This window comes from Williamsia muralis NBRC 105860, assembly GCF_001598915.1.
Taxonomy (GTDB): domain Bacteria; phylum Actinomycetota; class Actinomycetes; order Mycobacteriales; family Mycobacteriaceae; genus Williamsia; species Williamsia muralis.
This window is the reverse complement of the sequence record NZ_BDAP01000008.1, coordinates 47,940-71,776: the sequence shown is the minus strand read 5'-3', so window position 1 is coordinate 71,776 and position 23,837 is coordinate 47,940. Positions and strand designations below refer to the sequence as shown.

Here is a 23,837-nt window from a genome sequence, read left to right as displayed (position 1 = left end):
TCATCGAGAAGTGAGTATTCAACAGTGAGTAGTTCGACAACAGATAACTATGCGAATCAGGTCGCAGTCGTCACGGGAGCCGCTTCAGGGATCGGCCGGTCCCTTGCGCTTCAACTTGCCGCACGCGGGGCCAGCCTTTCCTTGTCCGACGTCGACGAGGTGCATCTCGCGGAGACGGCGGCTATGTGCCGTACCGCGCATCGGGCGAAAGTCGAGACCGCCGTGTTGGACGTGGCAGATCGTGCTGCCTTCCAAGATTACGCCGAAAGCGTCCAGTCATCTTTCGGGTCCGTGAACATGGTGTTCAACAATGCCGGCGTCGCCCTCGGCGCCGACGTTGTTGACATGTCTTGGGAGGACTTTGACTGGCTGATGGGTATCAATTTCGGCGGTGTCGTCAATGGGACGAAGGCTTTCCTGCCCTATCTCATCGCCTCCGGTGATGGTCATCTTGTCAACACTTCCAGCGTCTTCGGTCTGGTCGGTATTCCCAGCCAGAGTGCCTACAACGCCGCCAAGTTCGGTGTGCGTGGCTTCACCGAAGCGCTTCGCCAAGAGATGAAGATCAGTCGGCATCCGGTCACAGTGACATGCGTTCACCCCGGCGGCGTCAAAACCAATATCGTCAATAACGCTCGAGGTGTATCCGATATGGGGGCAGATACCGCCACCATTGCCACAATGTTCAACAACATTGCCCGGACCACTCCGGAAAAAGCGGCGTCCACCATCCTCAAGGGAATGGACAAGAAGAAACCTCGAGTGCTGATCGGCGCAGACGCACGGGGCTTCGACTTTGTCGCGCGCGTTGTGGGACCGCGCTACCAGGACATCTCTGCGCCTGTTTCACGTGCGGGCTACGCATTGGCCCGAAAGCGGGGGATTATCAAATGACCGTCGAGCAGGAAAATCGGCCGGGCGCGACCGCGCGATCGCGGACGCTGACCGTGTCGGAGGTCGTGCAGGAGACCAAGGACTCGGTCAGCATCGCGTTCGAAGTGCCTGACGAGATTGTCGACGACTTCAAGCATCTACCCGGTCAGTTCATTACGCTAAAAATTCCGTCGGACCAGACGGGCCACGTCGCACGATGCTATTCGCTGAGCAGTTCACCTCATGTCGATGACTTCCGCCTCGAGATCGGGGTGAAGCGCACCGCTGGGGGATATGCGTCGAACTGGTTGTGTGACAACGTCTCCGTCGGCATGGAGGTGACCGTACTTACGCCGTCGGGAAAGTTTACCGCTAAGAGCCTCGACGTCGACATGCTCTTCTTCGCCGGCGGAAGTGGCATCACGCCGGTGCTGTCGCTGGTCAAGTCGGCACTGGTGTCGGGCAGTGGGGAAGTCGTCCTGTTCTACGCGAACCGTGACGCCGATTCGGTCATGTACGAGCGCCAGCTTCAGCAGATCAAATCCGAATTCCTCGAGCGGTTCACTTTGGTCTACTGGCTTGAGTCGGAGAACGGGCTCCCCACATCTGTGGCTGTCGAGAAGATTATTCGTGATCACAAGGGGTCGTCGATCTTCACCTGCGGCCCTTCCCCCTTCATGGATCTGGTGGAAAGGTCTGCCGCCGAGTGTGGAGTGGACCATTCGGATGTACATCGGGAGGTGTTCCAGTCGCTGGCGGGTGACCCGTTTGACACCGCCACACTGCGTCGACTCAGCGACGACGAGGGTGTGGCTACCGCCACGGTTTACCTCAACGGAGAGTGCATCACCACGGAATGGCCACGTAATACACCGCTGCTCGATGTGCTGCTCTCACGAGGGCACAACGCCCCGTACTCGTGTCGAGAGGGCGCATGCAGCGCGTGTGTCTGCAAGCTCATCGAGGGCGATGTCGAGATGGCGCAAAACAACATCCTCGTCAACGACGACATTGAGGACGGTGAGCGACTCGCGTGCCAGGCACTTCCGCTCACCGACGCTGTGACGGTGAGCTTCGATGACCTCTGACTCTTCGGGAGCTGGCCTATTGCCGGCGCGGTCGCGGGAGGTTCTCTCGAGTGACGGCACGAGGTTGTTTGTCGAGGAGTACGGGCTGGGTGATGATGCGCCACTAATGGTGTTTAGCCACGGGTGGGCTTGCCAGGGCCGGTTCTGGCGACCTCAGATCGAACACTTCGCCAGCACACACCGTGTGGTGGTGTATGACCAACGCGGACATGGCTGGAGCGACCGGGGTCACTCCCAATTCTCTTCCTCGTTGCTCGGCGACGACCTTGAGGCTGTCTTGCGTGCGGTCGTGACCTCGAGTCGTAAGGCCTTGGTGATCGGTCACAGTATGGGGGGGATGTCCATCATGGGATGGGCTGCCGGGCACCCGGACTCTGTGCGCGCCTCATCACGCGGTGCCGTGTTGGCGAGCACTGGCCCCTCGCAGTTGGTTAGCAGATCAACGTTAATAAGGTCGCCACGTCGATTCCGCGCCACACTCGAGCGGGGCTTCGCGGCTGGGCTCGCCGTCGCGGGACCGGAGATGCTCGACACTCGTTTTAACCGACGGTTGGTAAAGTACGGGACGATGGGTCCGCACGCGTCGGCCGCCGTTGTAGCGGAGTGTTCCGGCATAGTATTGCGTTGCCCACCTGCGGTGCGGGGAATGTGGGGGAAGGTTCTGGCTTCCATCGACGTCAGCAAAGGAGTTGACTCGCTTGCTGTGCCGACGACGGTGATCGTGGGTTCTGCCGACAAGTTGACACCTGAGGTTCATTCGACTGATCTCGCCGAACGGCTGCAGCAGGGCGGCCGGTTGCATGATTTAGTGGCGTTGCCGCAGATCGGTCACATGATTAACATGGAGGCGCCGAACGATTTCAACCAAGCGGTGGCGCGATTGGACGCAGCCACGGTTGAACGTTGATAGCGAACTGACGATGCCAATGGGCTGACGCGGATGGCCGCTGATGACTTGGGGGCTTTCGGTAGTATTGTGTCCACAATGTCAGTCGTCCGCCGCGTTTCGTCCGCGCCATCCCAGGTACAGCGTCGGGTGCGTGATGCCCGCAGCACCCGGTGGGATGACCATCGCATCGCAAGACGAGCGGAATTAGTCGATGCGGCCATACGGGCAATCGACCACCATGGCGTAGGCGTGAGCATGGACGACATTGCTGCGGAGGCAGGCGTGTCCAAACCGAAGCTGTACCGCTACTTCGGCGACAAAGCGGGACTGAACGGGGCGGTGGCGGGGAAACTCGGTGAGTTGATGTGGGAGTCGGCGCAAGTCACGATCCTTGCTGAGCAAGAGCATGCGTCTGTTGACGACATGATTCGCTCGTCCGTCCAGTCCTACGTCGCGCTGGTTGGGAAACATCCCGTGGTCGTCAGCTTCCTTATGGCGAATCACTTGTTTCAGTACTCGGGGTCGGGAAATGGTGGAGTTGCTGAGCAATTGAGGTCAGTGATGGAGGTTGTCGCCGATCGATTCACTGAAAGTCTGCGACGTATTCACGCAGATGTCTCGATCATTCCCTTGGCAGTGGCGTCCATCCTGGGTGCTGGGCTATCTGCGACTCAGTGGTGGATTGACAGCGGTCGTGAGCAAGGGGTCAACGACAGCTATTTCGCCGCACACCTATCGGAGACGACGTGGGGAATTATCAACGGTGCAGCCGCAACAGTAGGCGTTGCCTTCTCACCTGATCTGCCATTCAGCCATCCCGGTTTCGCGTCCCGCCTCGAAGTGAACTGACCGCGTTTGCAATCAGCCAATCGCCGAACTATCCGTAATCAGTGGCCGCGCGTCATGGCCAGGGGTGATCGTTGTCAGTCGATCGTGCAGCCCAGGGACGGCGAGCGTTGATACGGCGGTCAGCGTACCCGGCAGAATAGTGGACCCGGGGAGGCTGGCGGCGGAATACAGAGCCAGCGGACACGCCGGGCCAAAACCACATAGCAGTCCCTCGCCCCGGTAGAACTGCAACCGCGACGGTCAAGAATTTATGAGCGGAAACAGCGAAGCTTGACAAGTAGATACTTTCACTGCCTGCTCAAGCAGTGTAGTCCGCCGGTTACTTTCAGGATCGGACGATTCGACTGCCGAGGAAACCAACGTATGCGGCCAACCCGACCAAACCGCAAACGCGGGTTGGGCTGTTTGAGATGGCCAGGCCGATCATGGTCTCGCTTGCACCGTTCGCATAAATCCATTCACGCGTGTTCTCGGGAAATGCAAGCTTGGTGATCGATTCGAAAGCCTGCGGAAGAACAAGATGCGCCAGCCCTGTTCCCGCGATTCCGAAACCGATCAATTTCGGCAACACCGTCGCCGTAGCCCTTCCTGTCTTATAGGCCGCTTTCGCCGTCACCACCGCCGGACTCTTAGACGCAACGGCCGCAACGACACGTGCCGTCTTCGGGTTTCTGTTCCACTGCTTTTCGGCATTTTTCAAAATTCCGCTCCCTCTCGTCGTGATTCTATTATCTAAGCCCAGTTAGAATTGTTGCCGACCTGCACCCCGGAGTGACCGCTACCGTGGCAGAGATCTAAAACACCCGACCACAACCCCGGTGGGCTAACCCAACCAAGTATGATTCAGCCCTTCGTTTCAGTGCCTTCGCCGTTTCAAAGCGACCGTGCGGCCACGCATCCTGCGTCCCAGGAGTCGGGAAACGCCCCCTTTTTTGGAGGCTCGATTGGTTGGTTTCCGGCTTCTGCTAAAGCCGGATTTTATGGTACTCGGATATCTTCGGGTTCGACCAGTAGGCGGTCTCGTATTCGACGGCTGATGTTCCGATCTCGCCGTGTTCGGCGCAATGGATGAGACACCAGATGTATTTGTACACAGCGATCTTAAACGTCATCGACCCCGGGTCATTCATCTTTCGGGCGAATGAAGGCTTTGGCGGATATACTCGGCCTTGAGCAGAGAGTCGATCGCTTGGGGTTCGACTCTCTGGGTCGCGCAGTTTGATTCCACGAAGCTAGTGCTTCATCGCCAGGCCCCGGGAAGGTTTTCACTTGACAAACACATAGGAACCCGGGAGTGTCGGATTAACGGTGGATCACCCTGCAGCGAAACTAACCGACACCAAGGCCCGGATCCACCGTTAATCTGACACTGCCTTATCGGAGATGCTGTGTTTAAATTGCGCATCAGACGATTAGTGGGGAATTGCATTTGGTGAACGGCGAGACGGACTGAAAGCGGCCATTGCGGGCGAACCAGTCCTGACGTCGAACAACCGGGTTTTGGGGTATGCAGTGCCACGGAAGGGATCCGTGAGTGTGAAGACGCGTGAAGATTGCGGGCGAGGTGGCTGTGCTGATGCACCACACCAAGCTCAGGGCTGAATTCGAGGACCGGGGTATGTCGGATACTCGCACTTGGAAGGACCCCAAACGTCACCTGTGGCCGCTGTGTCTACTCGTGCCTGCCGGGCCGTTCATCGCGTGCCTGCTGGCCAACAGTGTGTCGGGGTTGCTCTGGGGTTTCGGTGGTTACCTGCTCCTCGTGGTCGTCCCTCTCCTCGACCTGATCCGGGGGCCCGACCGTGCCGGACCGCCGGAGGATGCGGTGCGGACGCTGTCGGCGGACCGGTACTACCGGTGGTGCACCTACATTTTCGTCCCGCTCCAGTACGCGGGCCTGTTCTTCGGCTTCTGGTGCCTTGCCTTCGCGGACATGACCAGGGGTGAGCGGGTAGGTCTTTCGATCACTCTGGGCATGAGTGCCGCGATCGGTATCAACGCCGCTCACGAGTTGGGCCACAAGCGCGAGAAATTGGAACAGGGCCTGGCCAAGATCGCGTTGGCGCCGTCGGTGTACGGGCATTTCTACGTCGAACACAACGTCGGCCATCACGTGAAGGTGGCAACCCCTGCAGATCCGGCGAGCGCGCGTTTCGGCGAGTCATTGTTCGCGTTCTATCCCCGCGCGCTCTATGGAGGACTTGTCTCGGGTATCGAGCTCGAAACCGCTCGGCTACATCGTCAGGGCCACCGATTCTGGAACTGGCGCAACACAATTCTGCAGTCCTGGTCGGTGAGTGTCGCGATCGTTGTCGTCATCGTGGCAGCCTTCGGGTGGGCGATGCTGCCCTACTTCGCGCTGCAGGCGGTCATCGGCATGCTTGTACTCGAAGCGGTGAACTACATCGAGCACTACGGATTGCTGCGAATGCCCACTCCGGACGGCAGATTGGGAAAGGTGCGTCCTGAGCACAGTTGGAATGGTGACCACCTCGTCAGCAACGTCGTCTTGCTCAACTTGCAACGGCACTCCGATCACCACGCGCGCGCCGGACGGCGGTACCAGGCCCTTCGTAGTTGCAGCGAGGCCCCACAATTCCCTGCGGGCTACGCCATGATGGTGGTCCTGGCGTTCTTCCCGCCGCTGTGGCGCAAGGTGATGGATCCCCGCGTGCTCGGCCACTACAACGGCGACCTCTCCAGGGTGAACGTTCACCCGCCCAAGGCCGACAAAATCGAGCAGCGCTACGGCGCCGCGTTAGCCCAGGACTAGTGTGGTTCAAGGGAGGGGTGGCGACGCAATGTTGGCAGCGGGGGACGAAGTTCCTGGACGAAAACGCGGCCGCCCGCCTGGGCCCAGGGTCGACCGGGCGGCTCGGCGGGAAGCTGTCATTGATGCCGCTGAGCTTGAAATCGGCGAACATGGGTCCGAGTTCGGGTTGAGCGGAGTGGGTGAGCGAATGGGGTATGCCCGTTCGGCGTTGTATGCGGTGTTTGATAGACGCGACGATCTGCTCGACGCCGTGGCAGCGCGGCACGCTGGTCGACTGACCATAGAAATGGCCGCGGTGTTGGCTGGCGTCGATGGTGGACGTGAGCGAACCCAGTTGGTGGTTGAGGTTGTTATTGGCTGGGTCGAGCGCCATCGGCTTCTCGCGACCGTGTTGGCGCCGCGTCTATTCAACGAATCAGGCCCCGCCTCGATCACCGCGCCGATACAGGACGCACTGCAGCAGGCGCTGAGCGAGGCCGGTTGTGACGATCGGGCCGCAGCGCCTTGGGCGCATGCGCTGATTGGCGCTGTCTGGGCAGCGGCTCATTGGTGTGAGGCAATGGCCGGTGCTATGGATCGAGACGAACTGGTCGAGCAGCTCACCGAACTAATCTGGGATGGCCTAGCCGCCTCTGTAAAGGCGAACTCGTCAGCCGAATAGGCAAGAAACGCTGCGAGGCCCCGCAACAGATGCTTGCCAGCAAGCACTCACTCGGGGTCGGCAAGCGCAGCACGATTGGCGCGCCCCCAGTCGTTGACGCTCGTAAGTAGGCGTTGCCCAAAAGCGTCCGATGAACCGATGAACCGATGGTCCGATCGCTCGATTTGGAAGCGTACTGACGTAAATGAAGTCGCTTGCGACCACGTACGACAGCCGCGCGGGTTTATCAAGCTGGACACCGTCGAGGTTGTATTTCCCACTGGTGACCAAAGATTGCATTACAACTGATTATGCCGACACAGATTACGTCAGGCGGTCCACTGTCAACCCACTCCGGCATGCTGGCCGAGCTTCTACCAGTTGGCCGTCGCGTCAGGTGAGCGAGGAAAACATCTACCCGGCTCGAGCACCGTCCCGGTGGCTACATCGACGACTAACTGGATCGGCGCTGGCTTGTAGGACGGCGGAGCGAGTTCAACTTCCCAGCAGTGCCGTCCTAGAAAGTCGATCTCCCTGACTGGTCGGTCTGTGGGGCGCGTGAAGTCAGAGCCAGTCCATTCGTTGGCCGACCGCGTTCGAATCAACACGTCCCCGGGGCCGAAGTACAGGACACCGCTCTCTGCGACAGCCTGACCGGTCTGCGCCTGACCCCACAGCTTTTGCGCGCTGCCACCTTTACGGTCGTCGAGGTCGTCAACAGGCCAGGAACGCCCGGGGCCGCCGACCGCCAACGCCAACGGCCTGCAGCGGACGAGCAGACGCAGGGGATCCGGGATTGGGCCCGCAGGCAGGGCCAGAACCTTCCTTAGTGGTCGCCGGGCTACCCGACTGTGGATGCGGGTATGTCGCGCAGTCCTTTCCAGCTGGGATGGCGCAGGTGGCCGGTGAACTCGCGGTACTCGATGTCCCCGACGTAGACGGCGCTGACCCACCGCATCGACGAGCCGGCATCGCCCGCCAGCGGTTGGGTGAATGGTGGGGTCGGTTGCTCGATCGCCTCGAGCTGCACACGCAGAATGCGCCGGTCTTTGGCGCTGAACCCGGTACCCACATCCCGACGTAATAGAGGTCGCCGGCAGGGTTGTGGGAGCCGAGAATTAGCGCCCGGAGCCCACCACGCGGGCCTGGATCCCAGCCGCACACCACCACCGACGTTGCTTTCCGCAACGGTGTTTTCGACCTTGACTGCACTAGTCAAGAGCTGCTGCTCCAACCTCCGATTATGGTTAGGCGAGCGATACGCCCAGGAGTTCTCGGTTCTGTCGCAACATTATTGGTGGCGGGCCGATGAAGGCTACACCGAGTCCGTGAAGCCATTGCTGGGCGGGGGTCGTCGGCCGGGCCGTCAAGCTAGGGCTAGGAACAGTTTTTCCAATTCGGCTTCGGTCAAGGGTGCCTGGTCGCCGTCGGCGCCGTTGATGCATTGGCGCATTCCTGAGGCGACGATCTTGAAGCCGGCGCGGTCGAGTGCGCGGGACACCGCGGCGAGTTGGGTTACGACGTCTTTGCAGTCGCGGCCTGCTTCGATCATCGCGATCACTCCGGAGAGTTGTCCCTGCGCACGCCGTAGGCGGTTCAGTACAGCCGCCATTGATTCTTCGTCACCGGTCACGGGTCATGCCTCTCTGTTTTGTGTAACAAGTGCCAGGGTACCCCAGGGGGTATGGGCGCACGGGTCGGTCGGGGTTGACCTCACGATACCCCCGGGGGTACCGTCGAGACTTGCGCAGATACCCCATGGGGTATCGGTTCGATATCTAGAGAGAAGGTTCGTTGCCATGCCTGACATCTCGACCACCGATCAACAGCCCAGCTCGCCACCGAGCTCAGCGCCTGGAGTGCTGGGCCGGTGGGGTGCGGCGATGGCCGGTCGATCGCGCTGGGTCTTCACCATCTGGTTGCTGGTGCTCGTCGGGTTGGGTGCGGCCGCGCCGTCAGTGTTTTCCTCGTTGGCCGGCGCCGGCTGGCAGGCCAACGGGTCGGAGTCGGTGCAGGTGCGAGAGCTGGCGCAGCAGCACTTCGGCGGCAACTCATCGGCTGCGGTGCAGGTCGTCATCCACTCGGACCGCGACACCATCGACAGCCCGGCGATGCGTGAAACAATCGCGAATGCCACCGCAGTGTTCGGCGGTGACTCCCGGTTCGGCGAGGTTGTACCCCCGCAACCGGGGATGACGATCAGTCCGGATCAGCACACCGGCATCCTGATCGCCGGCGCGAACGCGAACACCGACGACATGGTTCGGGCCGTTGACGAGGTCAAGGGCGAGCTCACCGAACTCTCGCGTGATGGTGTCGAGGTATATCCCACGGGAGCGTCGGCCTTGTGGAGCGACTTCAACAAAGCCAACCACGACGCGATGATCAAGGCGGAGCTGTTCTCGTGGCCGGTCACTCTGGCCATCATGGTCCTGGCCTTCGGGTCGCTCGTGGCCGCTGGACTGCCGCTGCTGCTCACCATTGCCGGCCTGGTCGCCTCCGCGGGCGGTCTGGTCCTGCTCAATCAGGTCACGCCGATCTCGGTGTGGGCCATGAACTTTGCGATGATGTTCGCCCTCGCGCTGGGAATCGATTACGCCCTGTTCATCGTCTCCCGATTCCGGGACGCCCTCAAAAACCACACCAACAAGACCCACGCGGTCGCCGAAACGATGGATACCGCTGGTAAAGCCGTGGTGCTGTCGGGTCTGACCGTGCTGGTCAGTTTGTCGGCGGTGTTGCTGGTGCCGGCTCCTGCAGTTCGGACGATGGCTGTGGGCATCATGCTCGCGGTGACGTTTGTCCTCGCGGCTACGTTGACGTTGCTCCCGGCCACCCTGGGTGCTCTGGGTCCTAAGGTGAACGCCGCGTCGCTCCCGTACGCCAAACGCCAGCAACACCGTTCGCCGCTGTTCGAACGCTGGGGCAAGATTCTGCACAATTACCCGTGGCCGTTCGCGCTCGGATCGCTGGCCGTGCTGATCGCGCTGGCCATCCCGGTCATCGGCCTCAAGGTCGCCATGCCCTCGATCTCGGTGGTCCCCGAGGAGGCACCCGTGCGCCAGGGATACGAATTGGTCCAGCAGCAGATGGGCGAGGGCGCCCCCGGCATGCTCCAGATCGTCGCACCCTCGGACCAGGCACAGCAGGCTGCCACCGCAGCTACACAGACATCCGGCATCAGCATGGTCACCCCGCCGCAACCGGCGCTCGACGGCACCGACTACGTGATGATGCAAGCACTGCCCGCAGTGGATCCCTCCGATGCCCAACTCGGCGTCATCGTCGATGACTTGCGTAGCGCACTTCCCGCAGACGCGCTGGTTGGCGGCGCCCCGGCCGAGAACCTCGATCTGCAACAGGCCCTCAACGACTACTTCCCGCTGATTGTCGGCATCATCTTGGTTCTCGGGTTCGTCCTGCTCCTAGTCTCACTGCAGGCCCCGCTGATCGCGTTGATCGGCACCGTCGTCAGCCTCCTGTCGACTGCGGCTGCGTTCGGTGTCGCCAAGCTCATCTTCCAGGACGGCCACCTGTCCGGGCTGCTCGGATTCACCCCGCAAGGGTTTCTCGACGGCTGGGGGCCGGTGTTCTTCTTCGCGATGATCTTTGCCATCGCCATGGACTACACCGTCTTCCTGCTCGCGACCGCCAAGGAACACTATGAACGCACCGGTGACGCTGACGTCGCGCAGATTGACGGCATGGCTCATTCGGGCCGAATCATCTTCGCCGCCGCGGCGGTGATGGTCGCAGTGTTCTTCACCTTTGCACTGGCGGACCCGTTGCCGCCCAAAGAGATGGGCATCATCCTCGGTGTTGCCGTTCTGCTCGACGCAGTCCTCATCCGGCTGATGCTGCTGCCTGCGCTACTTCGCCTGACCGGGCGGGCAGCATGGTGGTCACCGACCTGGCTCCGAAAGGTCCTGCCCGCGATCTCGTTCTCCCACTGAATACACCACCAGAGAGGACTACGAACCGATGAACAGACGAACAACCCCACCTACGTGGACCGTCGAACGAGCAGTGCCACTCCTGGCAGGGTTGATGATTCTCGTGAGCCTGGCCCTGGCCACCACTGTCTCGACCTGGTGGCTGCTGCTGACCGCCTTTGTAGCGGTGAACCTGCTGCTCTTCGCCGCGGTCGGCTGGTGCCCGGCCAGCCTGCTCATGCACCGCCTGGGACTACAACGCCGCGCCGAACTCCGCTAGATCCGAACACGAAACCCCACCCGGAAGGAAAGCTGTTATGTCACTGGCCATCTCCACCGTTCTCCACCTACCGTTCGACGAGGCAGTCGCACGAACCCGCGCAGCACTGGCCGACCAGGGTTTTGGGATCCTCACCGAGATCAACGTCAAAGACACCCTGAAGACAAAAATCGACGTGGACATGGAAAATTACCTGATCCTGGGTGCCTGTAACCCGCCGCTGGCGCACCGCGCACTGGAGATCAATCGACAGATCGGACTACTGCTGCCGTGCAACGTCGTGGTCCGCACCGACCCCACCAATTCATCGAACTCGATCGTCGAAGCCATGAACCCCGCCCTGATGGTCGAGGTGTCTGGGGAAGCGGAACTCGAACCCGTGGCCGCCGATGCATCAGCCAAACTCTCAGCCGCTATCGCTGCATTGGAAGCTGTAGCCTCCGCGTGAGTTCCACCAGTCCGCGACCCGAAGGAGTACAGATGAGCGCAGTGACGTTCTATTTTGACCCGGCATGCCCGTTTGCGTGGGCCGCCTCTCGGTGGCTGCTCAACACCACGCAGCGCCGCGAGATCGAGATCGATTGGCGGCAGATGAGTTTGGCAGTACTCAACGAGGGATCTGATGTTCCCGAACAGCAACGGCACCACATGGAAGTGTCCCAGCAACTTGGCCGTGTCCTGGCCGCCGCGCATGACCGGGCCGGCGACAGCGCACTCGGACCGCTCTACACCGCTCTGGGCAAGCGTGTGCACCAGCAGGGCGCCGACGTCACCACAGCGATGGTGGCCAAAGCCCTCACCGAGAGCGGCCTCGACCCCCAACTCGCCGACAGTCTCGACGACTCCACCTACGACAGTGCCGTGCGCGTGGCCCACCAGGAAAGCCAAGACAGTCTCGGTGACTCTGGCGGTAGCCCCATCATGTGCATCAACGGACAGTGCTTCTTCGGGCCCGTGCTCACAGCCATCCCCGATGACCGCGAGGGCGACCAGTTGTTCGACGCCCTGCAGACACTGTCGACCACGAGCGCCTTCGCTCAACTACAACGACCACACAACGGACCGCCAACGTTTAGTTCCTGAGGCAGGAGTTAGCCCGCGCCTCGCGTCCAGCGCACCAAAGATGAGCCACCTGACCGCAGATCAAGCCAGTCGCTGCGGTCAGGCGCTAGAGGGGAACTCCGACGGCAGGAATGCCCAGTGGCGTAGATGTAGTGGGATTCAGACGCTCGAGGTCGGTGCGCTTCTGGGCCAGGAATGACAGTGTGAGGGTGAGGCCTTCGATCTCGCCGATCCAGCCCTTTGCTTGGGCTATGGTTCGGCGGGTGTGCAGGTCTGCTTCGAGTTCGTTAAGCCGGTCGAGCATGTGGGGGCTGACGTGCAGCATCGGGCAGCGGATGCAGGCGTGTTCGTGTGCGCACGGGGTGCCGTAGGGCCGGCCGCAGGTTCCCAGTTCGACTTTTCGTTTGTCGAAGTGTTGCTCGAACTCGCTCCACTCGCCAGTGGTGGCGGGACGGTACTCCTCGGAATCACGTTGTGAGCGACGGTGTTCGAGGTACTGCTGATAGTGCTGAACGACGTCCTCGTCGAATACTGCAACGTAACCGCGGGTTGTTTGCAGATTGGTGTGGCCGAGCAAGGCGGCTCCGATATGGATGGGCAGGCCGTTGTTCACTAGCTCGGTGGCAAAAAGCCGACGCAGATCGTGTGGTGTGAATCGAAGGCCAGTGAATTGTGGGTGCTCTGCCACGACTGCGTTGCAGATGCGCGCGAGTGAAGCGCCCATCCATGCGCTGCTGTTGCAGCGCGCTACCGGTCCGAGCGTGTTCTGGAAGAGGTAAGGAAGTGCTGGCCCAATGGTGGATTCGTACGGGTCGAACCGTTGCAGTGCAGAGATTTTCCGGCCGCCGGAGGTGTGCCGGCCGATAATCGCCGCGATGATGTGGAACAACTCGGTCGACATCGGTATGACACGTTCGCGATCGGTTTTCGATGGCGCGATGACCAGGAGGGCAATCACCTCGCCCCCGGGACGGGTGTACTGGCGGACGCTTAACTGTGTCAACTCCAGGAGTTCCTCTTGCCGAACTCCAGCGAGCCGGAGCACTCCGAGTAACGCCCAGTCCCAGAACGCGCGATCCTCGGCATCTTGAAGATTGATCGTCACACCGGTGGCAACGTTGACGACCCGGACGCGGGCCGTGCCCGTTCGATTTGTGTTCTTGTGGTCGCGGTCAAAGGCCACCCGGGTGAACTTTGTGCCGCCATGCTCGAATGTCTCACCGATCGCCGCGGAGTCGCCGCGTGTCAGCAACTCGCGTGTCTTTCGCCGTTCACGCTCGACGTGGGCAATCATGGCGGGAAGCATTGGTTGCCGCTCGCGAGTGCGGTCGGCGATGCGTTCGCTCTGACGGCGACGCACTCGTGCGTATCCGGAAGTAGCAGCCGGCGGGATGGGGCATGGTGCCGTCCAGCGGGCCCATCGTTCAGGTTCGATGGCAGCCCAGCTCTGTAGGTCGAGGTACAGCGCGCGCACTGCCATCAAGATGTGGAAGATGTCAGTCCGAGGGCGGGTGCCGGCCGACGTTCGAATCACGCCAATCTCTTCGCGCCACAGGGCGTACAGATCAGGACTCAGTCGCAGATCTTGCTGGTTAGGGCACAGTCGCTCAATGGTTTTCCAGAAGATTGATGCGAGCACGCGCGATAGTGACTCGAGTGTGTTGTGGTCCATGCCGTCGCTGCTGCGGTGGCGCAAGTAGTCCACCAACAGAGTGCGGACAGCGCGGTTGGTGAGGTGGTAGCGGTCGACCAGTTGCTCGACGGAACGGGGCTGCCGTGACCGCGCCAACGCCAAGGTGCTGGGTGTATCAGGTCCGAAGTGGCCTATCGAGACCAATGTCTGCCACGCGACGTGCACGCCGGGGCGTTCTGCAGATGCCTTGTCTCCGCACGCGTCGATGTGGGCTCGGGCGTAGTACATCAACGCTTCGGGCGTCAGATCTACCAGTCCGATGCGCTGGCTGGTCAACGCGTAACACAGTTCGTTACGAGCTTTAGTTCGCTGTGGGACTTGGGTATCGGTGCTGTTAAGCGCGTCGTACAGCTCGTCCAGGAGCGGATCCTTCTGGGCGGGCCCGAACAGCAAGCCGTATTGGACAATTGTCGACTGCCGCAGCGCTAAGACACTGGGTGAGATCACACGGAGCGCCGCCAGAACCTTCATACCCTCCCGGTGTGAGCCGCTCGTTCTTCTTGGGTTGGGAATGTCCGTGATGACAGATTCGCCGTTGTCGAGCCCAGTCAACTGCCACCGCTCCTGCCAGGTGTCTCCCGGCAGCGTCGCTAGGTAAGTCGTAAACATCTCAATCGAGGCCGACCGCTTCTGCCTGGTGGACACCGCCTGCGGCCACGCATGCGCTGAGACTTCGACCAGTTCGTCGGGTGTGGCCGCCGATAGATCCCCAAACGGGGTTGGCAGATTGGGCGGTGCTGGGCACGGTGTAACCGTGGTCGCTGCCGGTGGATATCCAGCAGCGGAGGGTCCTGCCGGGTCTGGAACCGAGCGTCGACGAGTGCGGGCGGTGGTCGTGCCTTGCGATCTAGGCACCGAAGACCACCGAGAAGTCGGTGGGGTCGTAGTCGCTGTGCAGACGGGCAGGGGGTGCAGGCCGTGCATAGAAAGCTGCCATGGACTCGACCATTTCCTCTAGACGGGGAACGGTGTAGCGGCTAGTGGTTCGCAGGTCGGCATGGCCGAGAACCGTCTGGATTTCGGGGAGGGTCAGCGTTCCGTCGCTGACCATCCGGACCGCGGCGGTGTGCCGCAGATCGTGCAAAGTCCAGTTGGTTCCAAGGACAGTGTTGACGCGTTGCAGAACCCGCCGTGCAGCTGAATAACTCAATGCACGTTCAGGTTTCCTCAATGTCCGCCACAACGGAGCTGACGGTTTAGGGTCGGCCGCAGTGTCGAGGTACGCCGCGAGCCACATAAGAGCTTCTGGTGATACCGGTACAGGGCGACGCAGCCTGGTCCCTTTCGAGATCACCCAGATTCGCTGGTGAGCCCAGTCGACATCGTCGGTGGTGGAGCCCAGCAACTCAGAAGCTCGTGCCCCGCTAGTGACGTAACAAAGCAAGAGTGCTCGGTCTCGGGGACAGCGCAGGACTGCGAAAAGCTCGGACCACAATTCGTCAGGTATCGACCGGGGCTGGGTGTCGACCGACTTCTGCCGTAGCCGTGCTCTGCGGTGTCGTAGTTGACTTTCGATCGGGCTGCGATGAGCTAACGCTCGTCGGCGTTGGGGGGACTGGGGTACCGGATTGATGAGGGGGCCGCGGCCGAAATGCTCATGAAAGGAATAGAACTGGTAGATCGCGGCCAGCGCAACGTTGATCGTTGATGGACTGTAGCCACGTCCCAGCGAAGGTTTGCCGGTCTTGGCGTTCACCGCGCCGAAATCACTGGTCGAGCTGGCTGACCGGGCGCGCTGCGGATTGGTGCTGCTGCGGAGCCAACCGACCATCGCGGCTACGTCCGACTCCGTTGCCGCGTCCCATCTCACGTCTAAATACCAAAGGATGCGGAACCATGTGAGGAGCGAATAGCAGTATGCTCGAACTGTTCTGGGGCTGCGATCACACAGCATCAGATCTCGCACCCACATGTCGATCGCGTCGACTCGCCCTCCGTCGGCGCCTGCAACCTCGTACGGTGCCCCGGTCGAACGAGATGCAATCACTGAACCGATCCGTGGCAAGTCGACGGCACCGTCCGCCAGTGCGTACCGCTTGTTTGCCGCTCCTGCGTCCATTCCGCCCCCCGGGATTCAGTCGGACCCTAGCTCACATCGGCTGTTTGGTGCAGTTAACTCTCCACGCAGGGGAGCGACGACCAACGTGGTAGGTCAAGGTAAGGCGTTTGGCGACAATGCCTTCCAGGCCATGCTCGCGGGCGATGTCGAGCATCACCTGACCGTCAACATCAGTCCAGTACGGAGGGGCTTGCACCGACGTGCCCGACAGCGCCAGCCCGTCGAGAAGGGCGCGGCGCTCGACATAGGGCAGAGCAGTGGTGTCCCGGCCGTCTAGGGCCAGCATGTCGAAAGGGTAGAACGCCGCCGGGACCGCCCGAAGCACCTGTGGGCTGGGTTTGGGAATCCGCAGCCGTCGCTGCAACCGGCTGAACGAGGGCCGCCTGGCCGCATCGAGTACGACGATCTCACCGTCGAGAATCGCCTGCCGGCCGCCCAACGCCGCGGGCACACCAGCAACGATCTCGGAGAAGTGGGAAGAGAAGTTATTGCGGTGCCTACTCCACATATAGGTTCTCGCAGAATCAGTTTCGACCAGGGCACGAGCCCCATCCCGCTTGAATTCAAACGCCCATCCCTCCCCAGACGGGGCTTCGCCCAAGGTGGCAAGCATCGGATCCGGGACAGGCGGCGCCCGTTCAGGATGCCCACGCGGCAGTCACGTCACACGTGCTGCAGTCCGCCACGATGTTGCCGGCGGGGAAGTGTGGAACGACACGTACAGGTGCTGGCGCGACACCCGAAACACGCCGGGTGCCTTGCCCTCGAATCACTGCTGGGCACGACGCCATAGGGGTGTGAATCAGGGGTTGATGACGGCGATCTGGTCGTTGAACGCTCCTACGATGGTGGCGGTGTGCCGAACCCGGTACACCGAGCCGAGCACATGAGGTCATTTTCAATGGGTGGAATTGCCGACAAGTTCGACAAGGCATACGAAGAGAAGCCGATCAGTGAGCTCGCTGACGCCCCCGTTGGCGCTCCAGGGTGTGAGCCCGGGCGATGCCCAGCACCTTAAGGACGCGTTCAACATCAAGACTGTGCGCGATCTGGGCACCAACAAGTACTTCCTGTGGGCCCACGCAGTCGCCGAACTCGCCGACTAGCCAACTTAGACAACGGAAGCCGTGACCCTCTAGCAGAGTCGCGGCTTTCCGTCTGTCAGTGACCGGCACGGTGTGGGCCTGTCGGTGAGGGTCAGGTCTCGCAGGCCACGCCGACACCGTCGCGATCGAGTTTGCTGCTGTACCCGGGTTGGCCGGCATAGATCGGGGCAGCCCCAGCCGCCCGGACTGCGGCGCAGATCGCGACGACACCGACGGTGCCTGCACGGTCGGTGGCAGCGTCTCGGCGGGCAGATTGCCCTGGTACGGAGGATCAGCAGGGTCCTCCGGGGCTACCCTTTGCCGGCGCGACAGGGTCAGGTGTGGGGAGGGCAGCGGGGTCGAGGTTGGCGGGCGAGGAGCATTCGCTGCTTGGCCGCGGCCGACATTGATAGTCGCCGAGGTGGCCCCACAGCCAGCGAGGACTGGTGATGGCGTCTTTTTTCAGCTTGGGCGACCCACAACCGGTAGGTGGCTTTGACCTCGACCTGGCGGGAGACGTAGGTGCAGCGGTAGGCACCACTCGGCGGCAGCCAGGTCGCCGCATCCCCGTCGCCCTTTAGCTGGTTGATTGGGCCGTCGGTGGCCTGCAGGTTGCGGGGTCGTTCGCGAAATCGGCACGCTGAGTGGGGGAGAGCTGCTGGGCGCCCTTCTGCCAGGCATCCGACAACGCGACTACGTGGTCGATTTGCACTGCGCTCGACGAGTTGGACCCTGTGCTCAGTGGGGCTCAATCCGGCTTGATCGTCCCCATCGTCATAGTCATATACCGGGGAAATCGAACCGTCGTAGGTTCGGGTGCTGAAGGCGTCGCGCTGTGCTTGGCGACCGTGGTGACGGGAAACCCGGCCAAGGTTTGCTTCGACTTCCCGACCAAGATTTCTATGCGCTGTCGGTCTCGATGCAGGTTGCGGGTGATTGCGGTCAGTTCCCTGGTGGGATGCTTTCCCAGGTTTGTGTCGGCAGGGTTCGTCCTTTGAGGGAGCAGTCGCCGTGTGGTGTCCAGTATTGGCGTTCGGGTTCGCTGGCGGCTCTGATGACGGCGTCGCTGGCGAGGATCCGTCCCGGCGTGTGTTTGGCGAGTTCGGTGAGGCGTGAAGCTTCGTTTACCGCGTCGCCTATGACGGTGTATTCCAGGCGCTGGTCGGTGCCGAGGTTTCCGGCGAAGACGGGGCCGGTGGCTAGTCCGATCCCGATGTCGAGTTCCGCGTGAGCCAGGACGCGGTCGCGGATCTGCCGTGCGGCGTGGAGTGCGGAGTCAGCGGCATCGGCTCGGGCGACGGGCGCCCCGAAGATGCAGAGTGCGGCGTCTCCCTCGAATTTGTTGACCAGCCCGTGGTGGCTCTCGGTTGCCGCGATCACTTCTGCGAGGAGGCGGTTGAGCTTGTCGACGAATTCCTGCGGTGAGATCTGGTGGGCGAGTGCCGTCGAGTTGGTTACGTCGACGAACAGTGCTGTTATCTCCCGGATTTCGCCGGTGAGGTCGGCTCCTCGGTCGAGTGCGCGTTGCGCGACGTCTCTTCCGACGTGCCGTCCGAACAGGTCGCGCAATCGGTCCTGCTCCTGGAGTCCGCGGACCATGTCGTTCACGGTGGATTGCAGTACCCCGATTTCGCTGCTGTCGTCGACGGGCACGCGCACGTCGAGCCGGCCTTGCCCGATGCGGCGGAGTGCACCGCGCATCTGGTGGATCGGTTGTGCGACGGCGCGGGCCAGCAGTGTTTCCGCGAGGGCTCCGGATACGAGTCCGAGGGCGGCGAGGTAGGTCGCGGCGCGGATGCGGTCGGGCGGTGCCGCATCTGGATAGTGCAGGAGCGCGATGGCCGCGGCCAATGGCAGCGCGGAGGTCAGCGCCCAGGTCAGGATCAGCCGGGAGATGACTGACGTTCGTGGTGGCGCGTGTGGGGTGTCGACGGCCAGGATCGTGGCCATCACTGGACGGAGTGCACGTTCGACGAAGAGGTAGTTGTATCCGACGGTGGCAAGTGCGCCCAATGTCATGAGGAGGGTTCCGCCGAGGGCCTCCCAGACGGGCAGGAGCGCGAAGGCCGAGCCGGACATCGCGAGGATGCCCCCGGCCCACAGAGATCCGATGAGGACGGTGGACTCGGTGGGCAATCGTAGGGTGTGGCGGGCGTGGTCGGGTGTGGGCGCAGAGGAGGTGTCCAGCCACCCGAGGCTGCGTCGACGCAGGGCGAGAACGCCGCGAACTGCGGCGAGCAGAGCCACGACCACGTAGACCGCCAGGATCTGCAGAAGCGTTCCGAGCTGGGCACCGGAGCGGTGCGGTGCGCCGCCCAGAACGATCAGCAGCGCGACGACGACGGCCCCGCCCACGCTCGAGCCCACGGTCAGCAGTGGTAGACCCCACTTCGTGCGTAACAGCACCGGAACTGGCCGGGCCGCATTGTGGGCTTCTGGTGGGTGTGGGCGCCCGGGGTGAGGACGGGCACTGGTGTGCTGCATTACCGATGCATCTTCTTTCGGTCGTGTCAGCGGTCCGGCGGGTGCGGTGACGGTCTGTCCGGCCCGTCGTGGTCGAGCGCGGAGGTGAGGCGGTCGAGTAGGTCCTGGACGGCGCCGGGGGCGCCATGTTGGGTGAAGTGCTCGATCGACACGGCGATGAACACCGCGTGGGCGGTGAACAATGCGGTGCCGTCATCGGCGGTGGCGGTCGCCTTGAGGTGCAGTTTGCGGCCGTCGATCTCCCGGACGTGGGCGCTGATGCGCAGGGGTCGGTGCAGCGGGACGGGGGCGAGGTAGTCGACGGTGAGGCTCCGGGTCACTGCCGGGGTGCGGGCGATCCAGAGGCCGAAGCCGAACAGGTCGTCGCAGGCGGCGGCCACTGCCCCGCCGTGCGCGAGGCCGGGCGCACCGATGTGGCGTTCGTCGAACGTCACATCGGTGTAGACCTCGTCGCCGGAGCGGAACACCACCAGTTGCAGGCCGGCGGGATTGTCTGGCCCGCACCCCATGCAGGTCGGCGAGTGCGGCGGCAGCGGTAGCTGGGTCACGGGCGTTCCTTCTCGACGGTGCTGGCTAGCGGGCGGGCGTGGGATCGACTGCGCTGGGCCGGTTCAGTCGGGCTCCTCGATGCGCCTGCGTCCGGGGAAGCGCGGCCGGGCGCCCAGACCAGCAGGATCGCGGCACCCGCCGCCGCGATGAGTGCGAGGACGATCGCGGACTGCTCGACACCGTGCAGGAACGCGGACTTGGCGAAGTCGGCGAGTTGCTGGCCGGCCGGTCCCGCCCGATCGGCGACCTCGAGGGCACCGGCGAGTGAGTCGGCGACCGGGCCCCGCGCCTCCGGTGGGAGCCGGGCGATCGCCGGGGCGATGTTGTGGCTGTACCCGGCGGCCAGGACACTGCCGGCGACCGCGATGCCGATCGCCGCGCCGATCTCGCGGGTGGCGTCGTTGACCGCCGCGGCGACCCCGTGCTTTTCGACGGCGGTGTCCGCGACGATAGCCGCCGTCGCCGGCGCCGCGGTCAGGCCCAGACCCGAGCTCATGATCAGCGTCGGCCACATCACGTCGACGTAGGTGGAGTCCAAACCCAGCCGGCTGATGAAGTAGAACCCCGCGGCGATGGCGAGCAGACCGGTCACCGTCATCAACCGCAACCCCAGCCGGGTCGTCATCCACGGTGCGATCGCCGACAAGAGCACCAACGGCACCATCATCGGCGCCAAGGCCAGCGCTGAACCCAACGGGCTGTATCCAAAGATCAACTGCAGGTATTGGACGAGGACCAGGAAGACACCGAACGTCACCAGGAACTGAATGGTGATAGAGAACGATCCGCTCCCGAAGCCCCGACGGGCGAAGAACCGCACATCGAGCAGCGGATGATCCGCCCGCAACTCCCACACCACGAACACCACTGTGGCCACCACCCCCAGCCCGAACCCGGCGACCACCACGGGATCCGACCAGCCGCGTATTGGGGCTTCGATGATGGCGAGCACCACTAGTGCGACCGCGAACACCACCGCGACCGATCCGATCACATCCATCAGCGGCGGATTTTCCTGGCGGGATTCGGGAATGGTGAAGGCACACAACAGCAGAAACACCCCCACCGCGGTCAGGCCGACGAAAATCGACTGCCACGACCAGTAGTCGAGCAGCAGCCCCGACCCGAGAATCCCCAGCAGACCCCCGGACCCGGCGACCCCCGCCCAGATCCCGACCGCACGCCCCCGCTGCTGCTCGGGGAATCCCGCAGTCAGGATCGACAGCGTAGACGGCATCATGAACGCCGCCCCCACCCCGGCCGCTGCCCGCGCCGCGATCAACCACCACGGTGTCGATACCAACAGTGGCACCGCCGAGGCCAGCGAAAACAATGCCAACCCCACGATCAGCACCGCCCGCCGGCCGTAGCGGTCACCCAGGGCCCCGGCGGGCAACACCAGACACGCCAACACCAGCGTGTACCCGTCGACCACCCAGGTGAGCTGGGTTTGCGTCGCCCCGGTGGCCACCGCAATGTTCGGAAGCGCGGTGTACAGGGCCGCCATCGAGGCGACCACCAGGGCCACCGACAGGCACGAGACCACCAACGTCCATTTCTGCGCCCGCGACAGCAGCACTCGATCATCGGCGGTCATGCAGCCACCTCCAGTTAACGCTACAGTTGGTAGCGTTCCACTACTATGAGTAGCACAATGCGGGGTGCGGGGATAGTGCCTGCGACTGATCCGAGGGCACAATTACGAGGTGGGCGAAGAGATGATCAACCAGAACACCGACGACGACGAGGACCGGCTCGTGGATCCCCGGAAGGCACGCTCACGCGCACGACTGCTCGACGCGGCGACGTCCCTGCTCTCGACCGGCGGTGTCGAGGCCGTCACGATCGACGCGGTCACCAAGGCGTCCAAGGTCGCGCGGACTACCCTCTACCGGCATTTCACCGACAGCACCCAGCTCCTGGCCGCGGCCTTCGAGCGTCTGCTGCCCCCGGTCACCGCGCCGCCGGTGTCCGGAACGATGCGTGAACAGTTGATCGAACTGCTGGACCGTCAGGCCAAGCTCATCGAGGAAGCCCCCGCCCAACTGACGATGCTCGGGTGGCTCGCCCTCGGGTCCGCCGAACCCGGCACGGCCGGGGCGACTCTGCATCCCGAAGAAGACCGGAACCCGGTCAGTTCCCTTCGCGCACGGGTGGTCAACCAATACCGCGAACCGTTCGACCGGATCCTGGGCAGCCCAAAAGCCCAGCAGGAGCTCGGTCGCTTCGACACCAATCTCGCCCTGACCCAACTCGTCGGACCCATCGTCTTCACCCGACTCACCGCACTCCCGCCGATCGGCCCGGCTGAACGCCAGCAACTCGTTGACGACTTTCTCGCTGCACGTTCCGCGCAACGCGCGCTGACAGTGACCCCGGACTGATCTCTGATTCAGCACCCGCCCGAGGCGGCGGGCTGGGACGTCAATTCGGCGATCAGCGCCTCGACGCGGGTTTTAATCTCGTCGCGGATCGGGCGAATCGCTTCCACGCCCTGGCCCGGCCGGGTCGTCAAGGACCCAGTCCCGGTAGCTCTTGCCCGGGGGAGATGGGGCAGCTGTCACCGCAGCCCACGAGGATTACCACATTTGAGGCTTGCACGGCATCGGTGGTGAGGATTTTCGGTGTTTGCGCCGTGTGTCGATGCCCACCTCGGCCATCGCCTCGACGGCAGCGGATTTGAGCTGTCGGTGGGGACGCTTGCGGCGGAGCGGACCTTCATCGCATCGCCTGGCGAGGCGCGAGAGGAAACCGGCGGCCATCTGCGAGCGTCCGGCGTTGTGCACGCAGACGAACAACTCGCTGGGGGTGATGGACGTGAAGTGAGATCCCTTCGTCAGGAGGGACAGGAAGCAGATGGGGGACAGGCAGGAACGGGAGTGGTCAACTCGCGCAACAAATTTTGGACCCTGGTGTCCAGGTCGTCGCGGATGGAGCGGACCGTCTCGAGAGTTTGACCCCTGCGGATCGTCGAGCGTCCGGTCGAGGTAGCGCTTGCCGGGATAGATCGCGCAGGCATCGCCGCAGTCCATCGAGACCACCACATCGGCGGCGGCCAACACATCATCGGTCAGCGGGTTCGGGTAATCGGCGCCCAGATCCAGACTCGCCACCGATCCATCCGCCGACGAGACTAACCGAATGGCCGCCGTAGACGATGCAAGAAGGCGCTGCGAACCATACGGGAATCGCCCCACACTTCAGCATCTTCCACGGTCGGTACCCAATCCGAGAGTGACGTTCGGCGGCGGTTCGAAGATCGCACAGACGCCCCATACTGGCGGCTAGGAACAGCTTCTTTTCAGCGGCGGTAGTCGGCTCCAACTCGTCTGACTCCCAACGTCTGTTCGGACCAACCTGCTCGCCATGCATCTGCACTGAATGGATGAGGTGGTCCGAGCTTACCGGTTTGCGATCTACACTCGTCGCCGGTGACTAAAGACATTGCAGCACAATAGGTCTCGCCGATAATATAGATCACGTCAGGCTGAGCTGGCTATTTGTGGGGTCGGCGGCGGAACCTTGGTGAGGGCGATGACGTAGGGGTGCACGTTCGCGATCTACGCAATGTAGGGGTGTCC

At 62.7% G+C, this 23,837-nt stretch carries 20 protein-coding genes and 5 pseudogenes; 12 read left to right on the top strand and 13 right to left on the bottom strand.

The features are described from left to right. Window positions 1-24 precede the first annotated feature (24 nt). The 4 genes from WIMU1_RS23290 to WIMU1_RS23275 all read left to right on the top strand — a co-directional run bounded on the left by WIMU1_RS23290 (window position 25) and on the right by WIMU1_RS23275 (window position 3,699). Window positions 25-894: an SDR family NAD(P)-dependent oxidoreductase gene (locus WIMU1_RS23290; protein WP_023959004.1), complete on the top strand. Its 870-nt coding sequence runs from the start codon at window positions 25-27 to the stop codon at window positions 892-894. After that, the gene (locus WIMU1_RS23285; protein WP_023959006.1) at window positions 891-1,961 is read left to right on the top strand and encodes a ferredoxin--NADP reductase; all 1,071 of its coding nucleotides are present in this window, start codon (window positions 891-893) and stop codon (window positions 1,959-1,961) included. The genes WIMU1_RS23290 and WIMU1_RS23285 overlap by 4 nt, the downstream gene beginning before the upstream one ends. Then, the gene (locus tag WIMU1_RS23280) at window positions 1,951-2,868 is read left to right on the top strand and encodes an alpha/beta fold hydrolase (RefSeq protein ID WP_023959008.1); all 918 of its coding nucleotides are present in this window, start codon (window positions 1,951-1,953) and stop codon (window positions 2,866-2,868) included. The genes WIMU1_RS23285 and WIMU1_RS23280 overlap by 11 nt, the downstream gene beginning before the upstream one ends. 78 nt (window positions 2,869-2,946) lie before the next feature. Next, on the top strand, window positions 2,947-3,699 hold the full coding sequence (locus WIMU1_RS23275; RefSeq protein WP_031332475.1) for a TetR/AcrR family transcriptional regulator: 753 nt from the start codon (window positions 2,947-2,949) through the stop codon (window positions 3,697-3,699). 325 nt (window positions 3,700-4,024) lie between these two features. On the opposite strand, the gene WIMU1_RS23270 is transcribed toward WIMU1_RS23275, so the two are convergent. Then, on the bottom strand, window positions 4,025-4,399 hold the full coding sequence (locus tag WIMU1_RS23270; RefSeq protein WP_307715602.1) for a DoxX-related protein: 375 nt from the start codon (window positions 4,397-4,399) through the stop codon (window positions 4,025-4,027). Window positions 4,400-5,245: 846 nt separating this feature from the next. On the opposite strand from WIMU1_RS23270, the gene WIMU1_RS23265 reads away from it, so the two are divergent. After that, entirely contained in the window at window positions 5,246-6,472 is a 1,227-nt protein-coding gene (locus WIMU1_RS23265) for an alkane 1-monooxygenase (protein ID WP_023959016.1), read from the top strand. 187 nt (window positions 6,473-6,659) lie between these two features. Next, complete coding sequence (locus tag WIMU1_RS23260) at window positions 6,660-7,133, top strand: hypothetical protein (RefSeq protein WP_133248737.1); 474 nt, start codon at window positions 6,660-6,662, stop codon at window positions 7,131-7,133. Between the two features lie 820 nt (window positions 7,134-7,953). On the opposite strand, the gene WIMU1_RS26460 is transcribed toward WIMU1_RS23260, so the two are convergent. Further along, window positions 7,954-8,184, bottom strand: a complete 231-nt coding sequence (locus WIMU1_RS26460) for an ATP dependent DNA ligase (protein WP_023959020.1) — start codon at window positions 8,182-8,184, stop codon at window positions 7,954-7,956. 294 nt (window positions 8,185-8,478) lie between these two features. Then, window positions 8,479-8,745: a metal-sensitive transcriptional regulator gene (locus WIMU1_RS23250; RefSeq protein ID WP_023959022.1), complete on the bottom strand. Its 267-nt coding sequence runs from the start codon at window positions 8,743-8,745 to the stop codon at window positions 8,479-8,481. A 166-nt stretch (window positions 8,746-8,911) separates the two neighbouring features. Between WIMU1_RS23250 and WIMU1_RS23245 the strand changes: the two genes are divergently transcribed. From WIMU1_RS23245 to WIMU1_RS23230, 4 genes are read left to right on the top strand one after another with little or no spacing between them, the layout of a single operon-like run. Next, window positions 8,912-11,065 carry an MMPL family transporter gene (locus WIMU1_RS23245; RefSeq protein WP_081729788.1) on the top strand — a complete coding sequence of 718 codons (2,154 nt, stop codon included), beginning with the start codon at window positions 8,912-8,914 and terminating at the stop codon, window positions 11,063-11,065. 28 nt (window positions 11,066-11,093) lie between these two features. Further along, window positions 11,094-11,324, top strand: a complete 231-nt coding sequence (locus WIMU1_RS23240) for a YgaP family membrane protein (RefSeq protein ID WP_023959026.1) — start codon at window positions 11,094-11,096, stop codon at window positions 11,322-11,324. Between the two features lie 37 nt (window positions 11,325-11,361). Beyond that, window positions 11,362-11,772 (top strand): DUF302 domain-containing protein, encoded by a 411-nt coding sequence (locus WIMU1_RS23235; protein ID WP_023959028.1) that lies wholly within the window; start codon window positions 11,362-11,364, stop codon window positions 11,770-11,772. A gap of 32 nt (window positions 11,773-11,804) precedes the next feature. Continuing rightward, window positions 11,805-12,407 (top strand): mycothiol-dependent nitroreductase Rv2466c family protein, encoded by a 603-nt coding sequence (locus WIMU1_RS23230; RefSeq protein WP_023959030.1) that lies wholly within the window; start codon window positions 11,805-11,807, stop codon window positions 12,405-12,407. 85 nt (window positions 12,408-12,492) lie between these two features. Here the strand turns inward: WIMU1_RS23230 and WIMU1_RS23225 are convergent, their stop codons facing one another. The 3 genes from WIMU1_RS23225 to WIMU1_RS23215 all read right to left on the bottom strand — a co-directional run bounded on the left by WIMU1_RS23225 (window position 12,493) and on the right by WIMU1_RS23215 (window position 16,751). After that, window positions 12,493-14,550: a tyrosine-type recombinase/integrase gene (locus WIMU1_RS23225; protein ID WP_062800731.1), complete on the bottom strand. Its 2,058-nt coding sequence runs from the start codon at window positions 14,548-14,550 to the stop codon at window positions 12,493-12,495. Between the two features lie 376 nt (window positions 14,551-14,926). Next, window positions 14,927-15,991 carry a site-specific integrase gene (locus tag WIMU1_RS23220; RefSeq protein WP_116917849.1) on the bottom strand — a complete coding sequence of 355 codons (1,065 nt, stop codon included), beginning with the start codon at window positions 15,989-15,991 and terminating at the stop codon, window positions 14,927-14,929. Between the two features lie 178 nt (window positions 15,992-16,169). After that, the gene (locus WIMU1_RS23215; RefSeq protein ID WP_023959034.1) at window positions 16,170-16,751 is read right to left on the bottom strand and encodes an ATP-dependent DNA ligase; all 582 of its coding nucleotides are present in this window, start codon (window positions 16,749-16,751) and stop codon (window positions 16,170-16,172) included. Between the two features lie 288 nt (window positions 16,752-17,039). On the opposite strand from WIMU1_RS23215, the pseudogene WIMU1_RS23210 reads away from it, so the two are divergent. Next, a pseudogene (locus WIMU1_RS23210) lies at window positions 17,040-17,244 on the top strand (hypothetical protein). A 94-nt stretch (window positions 17,245-17,338) separates the two neighbouring features. Here the strand turns inward: WIMU1_RS23210 and WIMU1_RS26950 are convergent. The 5 genes and pseudogenes from WIMU1_RS26950 to WIMU1_RS23195 form a co-directional block, all read right to left on the bottom strand. After that, window positions 17,339-17,440, bottom strand: a pseudogene (locus WIMU1_RS26950) (excalibur calcium-binding domain-containing protein); the annotation flags it as partial. A 118-nt stretch (window positions 17,441-17,558) separates the two neighbouring features. Beyond that, window positions 17,559-17,935: pseudogene (locus WIMU1_RS26945) on the bottom strand (HNH endonuclease family protein). A 230-nt stretch (window positions 17,936-18,165) separates the two neighbouring features. Next, window positions 18,166-19,590 carry an adenylate/guanylate cyclase domain-containing protein gene (locus WIMU1_RS23205; RefSeq protein ID WP_243404732.1) on the bottom strand — a complete coding sequence of 475 codons (1,425 nt, stop codon included), beginning with the start codon at window positions 19,588-19,590 and terminating at the stop codon, window positions 18,166-18,168. 143 nt (window positions 19,591-19,733) lie between these two features. Then, window positions 19,734-20,255, bottom strand: coding sequence for a PaaI family thioesterase (locus WIMU1_RS23200; RefSeq protein WP_023959038.1), 522 nt, complete (start codon window positions 20,253-20,255; stop codon window positions 19,734-19,736). Then, on the bottom strand, window positions 20,252-21,853 hold the full coding sequence (locus WIMU1_RS23195; RefSeq protein ID WP_062800729.1) for an MFS transporter: 1,602 nt from the start codon (window positions 21,851-21,853) through the stop codon (window positions 20,252-20,254). Before WIMU1_RS23195 ends, WIMU1_RS23200 begins: the two co-directional genes overlap by 4 nt. A gap of 121 nt (window positions 21,854-21,974) precedes the next feature. Between WIMU1_RS23195 and WIMU1_RS23190 the strand changes: the two genes are divergently transcribed. Beyond that, the gene (locus tag WIMU1_RS23190) at window positions 21,975-22,640 is read left to right on the top strand and encodes a TetR/AcrR family transcriptional regulator (protein ID WP_031332175.1); all 666 of its coding nucleotides are present in this window, start codon (window positions 21,975-21,977) and stop codon (window positions 22,638-22,640) included. 8 nt (window positions 22,641-22,648) lie between these two features. Here the strand turns inward: WIMU1_RS23190 and WIMU1_RS23185 are convergent. Beyond that, window positions 22,649-23,018: pseudogene (locus tag WIMU1_RS23185) on the bottom strand (low molecular weight phosphatase family protein). 74 nt (window positions 23,019-23,092) lie between these two features. Next, window positions 23,093-23,372 (bottom strand): annotated as a pseudogene (locus tag WIMU1_RS25935) (hypothetical protein); the annotation flags it as partial. Between the last annotated feature and the right edge of the window lie 465 nt (window positions 23,373-23,837).